This window comes from uncultured Anaerococcus sp. (assembly GCF_963510575.1).
Lineage (GTDB): Bacteria > Bacillota > Clostridia > Tissierellales > Peptoniphilaceae > Anaerococcus.
In genome coordinates, this window is record NZ_CAUPFR010000083.1 from 1 (window position 1) to 7,268 (window position 7,268).

At 34.7% G+C, this 7,268-nt stretch carries 5 protein-coding genes; all 5 read right to left on the reverse strand.

Features of this window, described 5'->3' with window-relative positions; all coding sequences use genetic code 11:
* Window positions 1-98: 98 nt before the first annotated feature.
* Window positions 99-1,199, reverse strand: coding sequence for a tetratricopeptide repeat protein (locus RQ907_RS06625; RefSeq protein WP_311492591.1), 1,101 nt, complete (start codon window positions 1,197-1,199; stop codon window positions 99-101).
* Window positions 1,199-1,900, reverse strand: a complete 702-nt coding sequence (locus RQ907_RS06630) for a hypothetical protein (RefSeq protein ID WP_311492592.1) — start codon at window positions 1,898-1,900, stop codon at window positions 1,199-1,201. The genes RQ907_RS06625 and RQ907_RS06630 overlap by 1 nt, the downstream gene beginning before the upstream one ends.
* A complete protein-coding gene (argS, locus tag RQ907_RS06635) occupies window positions 1,901-3,598 on the reverse strand; it encodes an arginine--tRNA ligase (protein ID WP_311492593.1) in 1,698 nt (565 codons plus the stop codon).
* A gap of 9 nt (window positions 3,599-3,607) precedes the next feature.
* Window positions 3,608-5,953, reverse strand: a complete 2,346-nt coding sequence (locus tag RQ907_RS06640) for an endonuclease MutS2 (protein ID WP_311492594.1) — start codon at window positions 5,951-5,953, stop codon at window positions 3,608-3,610.
* On the reverse strand, window positions 5,953-7,268 hold a 1,316-nt coding region (locus RQ907_RS06645; protein ID WP_311492595.1), incomplete at its 5' end, for a DUF3656 domain-containing protein. The genes RQ907_RS06640 and RQ907_RS06645, both read right to left, overlap by 1 nt.

Genomic DNA, 7,268 nt, shown 5'->3' on the forward strand with positions numbered 1-7,268 from the left:
TCTTGCCGACTGTTATACTATAACATCCTTTTTTTGCTTTGTCAAATATTTTTTTGATTTTTTTTGATTTTATTTAAAAAAGCCCTATTTATGGGCTTTTATAGCTTATAGTGGCTTTTTATGATTTGTAGGTTTTCTTTTATCTCGTCTGTTATGTCGTCATAGGTTAGTAGTTCTTCTATATCTCGTTTTGCTTTTTCTACATTTCCCAATACTAAGTTTATTTGTATCTTGTTGTAGGTCATTCTTGGGTCTTGTGGATATTTTTTAAGTCCTTGCCCTATTATATTTAAGGCTTCTATTTCTTTTTTGTTTAGATATAGACTTATAGCATAGTCGTTGTAGAGTTCTCTGAAGTCTGCATTTTGTACTAGGGATTTTTCGAAGGCTAGGATTGAGTTTTCGTATTGGCCCAGATTTTGGTAGGCTACCCCTAGATAATAGTAGGCATCGGCTCTTTTGGTTTTTGATAGAAGTTTGGTTAAAGTCCTTATTGCTTCGTTGTAGTTGCTTTTTCCTATATAATAGAGGGCTTGTTCTATTTCCGCATTATCATCTATTTCTATTAGCTTATTTCTTATATCGTTTTTTGCCATTTCGTCATCTGTTAGCACTAGGGCCTTGTTGAAGTAGGATCTTGCTTTGATGTATTCGCCTAGGTTTGCGTATATATTTCCTAGTTCATAATAGGATAGCTTGAAGTTTTCGTCTTTATTTAAGATTTCTTGAAGGATTCTTAGTGCTTCTTTTACAAAGTTATTTTGATATTTTTCTTCTGCTTCATAGGCGAGTGGCCAGAGGATTCTAGCGTATAAATAGGCGTTATATTTATTTTCTGGATTTAGAATATAACCTGCCCTTGCTATTAATAGGGATTTGGTTTTGTCGTTTTCTTCGTAATTTACAGATTTATTTGCTGTGTAGTCACCTATATTTTTCAAATATTTTTTGAGGATTCTTTCATAGTCTTTTCTATATGGAAAATTAGGGTCTATGGCTAGATTTAGTAGCATGGCTTCGAGGATTATTTCCAAGTTTATTTCACTTGCGAAGTCACCTGTCTTGATTCCCTCTTTCATGTCTTCTATATAGATGGGTAGGGAAATTCCTTTGAGGTCTTCGTTTGAACTTTCTTCCCTTAGGTCTATATAGGCTAGCCTATCTGTGTATTTTATAAAATATCCGTCTAAATTGGTCATTAGTACCATCCCATGAATTTTCTTTGCCTATAGGAGTGTTTGTTTAGGTGTTTGAATAAGATTCCCCTAAAGAGCATAAAAGTAGTGTGGATTAGGGCTATTATAAGGCATGCAATAATTTTCCCTGATCCCATTGGTTGACCTATTGAAAATTTTACGCTTAGGTAAAATTCTATCCCTATAAATATCAAACTATATAGGCCATAGTGGAGTGGGTTGTTTTTTACAAAATTTACCGATTCTATAATTGCATTTACCCCACTTCTGCCATTTAGGTATATTTGTTCATATATTGAGGATAGGAGGATTTGAATTAGGACTACTACAAATATCCTAGCACGAATTGGAAAGTTTACCAATAGTAGGTTGGTAAACATATCCAAAAGATAAACCCAAAACATGGTTTCTATCATTGGTCCAAAGAAGTTTCCTACCGAATTTTCTAGGGAAGATTTGCCTGTGTTGCCAAATTTCACAACTGATACCAAACTTTGGACTACAAAGCATGATATTAGTACACCTATGAAATAATTTATTATTCCACCTATAGTTCCACCAATAACTCCTAGGTTGAATTCATTATTTTCAAAAATTGTATTTATGAGGACGAAGATAAAGACCATGTATGATTTATTAAGCTTTTTTACAGTTTCTTTTAAAGCTATTTTAGATACAAGTAGAAAGTCTTTAAATTTGCTCATTTACATCTTCTCCACAGTCTTAATTCCTAAAAGTCCTAGGGCTGTTTTGATTACTATTGATGTGGCGTAAGCTAGGGCAAGTCTTTCTTCTTTTAATTTCTCGTCTTCTACCATGATTTTTGATGAATTGTAGAATTTATTGAAGCTCTTGGCTATGTCTGTTAGGTGTCTTGTTACTAAGGATGGTTCATATTTTTCTTTTGCCTTTACTACTACATCTTCAAAACCAGCTAACTTTTTCACTAGGTTAAACTCTTCATCACTTGTTATTTTTTCTATAGCTAGTGGTTTGATTTCGTCAACTCCTGCCTTTCTTAGTACAGATTTGGCTCTAGCATAGGTGTATTGAACATAAGGTCCTGTTTCACCGTCGAAGTTTAAAACTTCATCCCAGTCAAAAACATAGTCTTTTATTCTGTTGTTGTATAGTTCTTGAAATTTAACGGCTCCTATACCTACTATCCTAGAAACTTCTCCAATATCTTCTACTGTGTCTTCACGATTTTCCATGATTTCACGGGTCTTGTCTATTGCTTTATTTAGTACATCCTCTAAGAATACGACTTGGCCCTTTCTTGTTGATAGGGTTTGGTCTTTTAGACTTACCATTCCAAAGGAAATGTGCTTGCATCCCTTGTAAAGTTCGTAGCCCATTAGTTCTAGGATTTTCCACAATTGTTGGAAATGAAGGTTTTGTTGGGTAGCTACTACATAGAGGTTTTCGTCAAAGTTATATTCTTTTTTCCTATTAATGGCTGTCGCTATATCTCTGGTGATATAAGCAGATGAGCCATTTGACTTGATTATTATTGATGGTGGTAGGTCAAACTCCGAAAGGTCTATAATTTGTGCCCCGTCAGATTCTACCAAAAGATTTTTTTCTTTTAATTCTTCTAAAATCTCTGGCATATATTTTGAATAATAGGCTTCACCCTTGTAATTATCAAAATCTATGTCTAATAATTTATAAACTCTGTCAAATTCGTTGAAGGAAATCTCCTTAAACCAAGACCAAAGTCTGGTTGCTTCTTCTTCGCCTTCTTCAAGGTTTTTGAATTCCTGACGTGCTACTTCCATCATTTCTTCGTTTTCACTAGCTTCTGTATTGTATCTTACGTATAAGTTTAAAAGCTCTTTTATTGGGTTGGCATTTAACTTATCATCATCACCCCAAAGCTTGTAGGCTGCAATCATTGTTCCAAATTGAGTACCGTAGTCACCTATATAATTAGTCGCAATGGTGTTGTAGCCTAAAAATTCGTGGATGTTTCTTAGAGCATCACCAATTACAGTTGATCTGATGTGGCCAATATGGAATGGTTTGGCGATATTTACAGAAGAAAATTCTACAATCGCTGTTTTGCCCTTACCCATGTCAGACCTGCCGAAGTTTTCTTTTTTGTCAATAATTGCATTTATAACGTCATTTTCAAATTTTTTCCTATCTAAGAAAAAGTTTATATATGGTCCTACGTTTTTAACTTCTGCAAAATCTTCAATATCTAAGGCACTAACAAGTTCTGTCGCTATTTGAGCTGGGTTTTTTCTTAGGGTTTTTGCTAGCTGGAAGCATGGGAAGGAATAATCTCCCATATTTTCTTGAGGTGGGATTTCTATAAGCTGGTAAATATCATCTTTTGATAGGCCTATGTCTTGGTCTTCTAATTTCTGTGCAATAATTTCTTTGTAATCTTTCATTTTTCCTCCTTAGGCGAATTTAACTATGGTTACACCGTAACCACCTTCTTTATCATCTCCAAACCTGTAAGAATCAATCCTCTTATCAGTTTTTAGAATTTCGCTTACTCCTTTTATTAAGGCTCCTGTTCCCTTGCCGTGGATTATTTTAGCCTGGTCAAGCCCTGCCAACATCGCATCATCAAGGTATTTATCAAGATTTCTCATAGCTTCATCATATCTTTGCCCTCTTAAATCTAAGCTTGCAGAAATATTCATTGCCTTTTTTACACTATACACCTTCTTGATGTTTTTCTCAGTTTGGTTTTCGCCTTCAATCTTCTTTACATTCTTGATATTTGAGTCCATCTTAAGGATTCCCATTTGAAGTTTTATGTTTCCTTTAGCATCTGGAGCTTCTATGACTTCCGCTTTTTCATTTAAGCCTGCGACTATAACCATGTCTCCAACTTTCAAATCATCTGGAGCATCTGGCGACCTTTTTTGGCCAAATTTATCCTCTTCTCTTTCGATATAAGAGTCCTTAAATTTAGTCCTAATCTTGTTTAAAGACCTGTCAATATCTCTAGAATTGGCATTTTTAGACCTCTTAGCTTCCTTAAGCATGGCCTGGCTTTCCTTGTTAGCCTTATCTAGAATCTCATTAGCTTTCTCTTCTGCTTGCTTGATAATTTCTTCTTTGATTTCGTCTATTTCTTTAGACTTATTTCTAAGTTTGTCCTTAATGGATTGGATTTCTCGCCTATAGGCTTCAATTTCCTTATTTTTCGCCTCCATCTGGTACTTATCATCTTCGATTTGTTCCAAAATTTTATTGAAATTCTTGGTATCTTCGCCGATTAAATCCTTAGCTTTTTTTAAAATCTCATCGGAAAGCCCAAGTCTTTTTGAAATTTCAAAAGCATTTGATTTTCCAGGTGTACCTATTTCTAGCTTGTAGGTTGGTGATAGGGTATTTACATTAAACTCAACAGAAGCATTCATAACCTTGTCATTTTCCATAGCATAATATTTTAATTCGCTGTAATGGGTTGTGGCAAAGGTCATCACTTCCCTTTCTGTTAAATGAGATAGGATTGAAATCGCAAGGGCAGCTCCCTCTATGGGGTCAGTTCCAGAACCAATTTCATCTAACAATACCAAAGAATTGCCAGTAACATTGTTTAGGATATCCACAATATTTGTTAAAGATGCAGAAAAAGTTGATAGACTCATTTCAATAGACTGCTTATCCCCTATATCTAAAAATACATCATCAAAAACATTTACAGTAGAGCCTTCTTCTGCAGGAATAAACATAGCAGTTTGGGCCATCATGGTAATTAATCCAACAGTTTTTAGGGAAACTGTCTTACCACCTGTATTCGGGCCTGTAATTATCAGGGTGGTATAATCTCCACCGATTGCCACATCTATCGGCACTACCTTGCCTGGAAGAAGAGGATGGATAGCGCCCTTGATATTTATAATTTTTTCCTGATTGAGCTTTGGCAGAGAGTAGTCATTTTCAAGGCCAAATTTCGCCTTAGCTTGGAGAAAATCTATTCTTGCAATTATTTTTTGGTTTTCCAAAATTTCTACATCAAATTTTTCGGCAAACCTTGATAACCTATCGAGAATTCTCCTGATTTCAGCATCTTCTTTTAATTCTAAATCCTTGTATTGGTTGTTTAACTCAACTATGGCTGATGGTTCGATAAATAAGGTGTTGCCAGATGCTGACTTATCGTGGACAATACCGTTGATAACTGAACGCTTGTTAGTTTTTATCGGCACAACATACCTGCCATCCCTTACAGAAACGACCTTGTCTTGGAGGGCATCCTCGTATTTTGAAGAAGTTACGTAGGAATTAAGTTTGTTTTTAATTTCCTCTTCCTTGCGTCTTAGGCTCCTTCTTATTGACAAAAGCTCTCTTGAAGCATTGTCGGCAATTTCTTCCTCATTTAAAATTGACCTGTCGATTTCTTCCTTAAGAAAATCGTTGGTTGAAATCCTATCGAAAAGGTCAGCTATATAGGGGTCGTCTATATTTTTGCTATAGTCTTTCAAATATTCTGCTACTCTCAGAAGGCCTAAAATTTTCAAAAGATCGGCTGGTTCAAGAATCCCATTTCTCCTAATATAGCCAACTATATCTGTAAAATCATAAAGCCCAAAGATATCGATGTTGCCATTTCTAGCAATTACCTTGGCCATAGACCCAGTTTTTTCTAATTCATCTTCCAAATATTCTAAATCTGATGATGGCAAAAGATTTAAGATTTGTTCTTTGACCAGGCCTGAACGTGCCATTTTTGAAAGTTTTTCTAATATTTTCTTGTATTCTAAAACTTCTAAGCTTTTTGCCTGCATTAAATAACTCCTCTTTCGTAATTTAACTTGTCTTTGTAAGATTTCTTTTTATAATCAATAATGTCCTCATCAGTAAAAACTGAAATCAACCTTGAAACCCCACTATTAAATAAGTCTTCATCAAAACCTGCTGGTTTGGCCGGATATATTTTTGTGAGCGAATTTCGTCTTATGATTTTCATCCTGTCACCATTTATAGATACCAAGTCACTTTCGTTAAATTTACAAGTTTGGCATCCCCTAAGTCCACAATTTTTGATAGTTGAAAATGGGCAATGGACCATATTCATCAGTTCAATTCTGCCAAAAGATAGGGCTTCCACTTTGTATCTTTGAGCATTTTTATTTATATTTGCAAGGGTATTTTCAACTGACGACTCAATTTTTTCCGCAAAGGTCGAATAAAAATCAAAGGCATATGAATTCATCACATTAAGATATCTACCAATTCTTATTTTTATGCCCGCTTTTTTAAATTCATATCTAAAGTCTAGGTCCCTATAATTATTGAAAATCACGCCCTCAATTGCATTTTCCTTTATATATGAAATCAAATCTTCAATTTCATAGTCTATGTGACTGTCAAGGTTTAAATACAAATCAAAATCCTTATATTTTATGTCATAGTCTTTTATGTAGACCTTATCAAAATCTCTTAGGAGACTTGGATTCACCTTATTTGTCATGAGTTCAATATTTTTTTCTGAAATTTGGGGACTTGGATCGGCAAGCTTATGTTTTTTGATTTTTACAGGTTGTCTTTTGTACTTACCTGCAATTTTTTCTTTCAATAGGTTAATAGCATCTCGCCTTAACTTATTTATGGTTTTTTTACTTAGGAAAATCCCCTCATCGATTTTTATGTCAATCTCAACTGGCTTAAAGATTTCATCCTTGAACCTATCAAGGTTATCCCTAATACTTGCCTCATCGAGCGCAACTCTTTGGGCTGGCTCTATTAGATTTTCATCATAGGCCACAATTTCTATTTCCTTGTAGGTCATTTTTAGTTCTGGCTTTTGACCAAGTCTTCCCTCAAAATATAAACTAAGTGGCAGAGATTTGTAAGAATTTAGGCCATCTTCCAAGTCGTCTTTGATATTTTCTGCATTTAGCATAAGGATTTGAGAATTTATTTTGGCATCCCTATAATTATCCAGAAAAATTATAGAACCTTTCTTGTAATCCTCTGTCAAAGTCAAAGGCAATTTCTTGTCCCTATCTGTTGTGACTGGGTGATTATCCCCCTTGTGGAGCTCAAAATTGGCTGTAAAAGCTTTTTTATTGTTAATAAGCTCAACAATCCCTACAGACC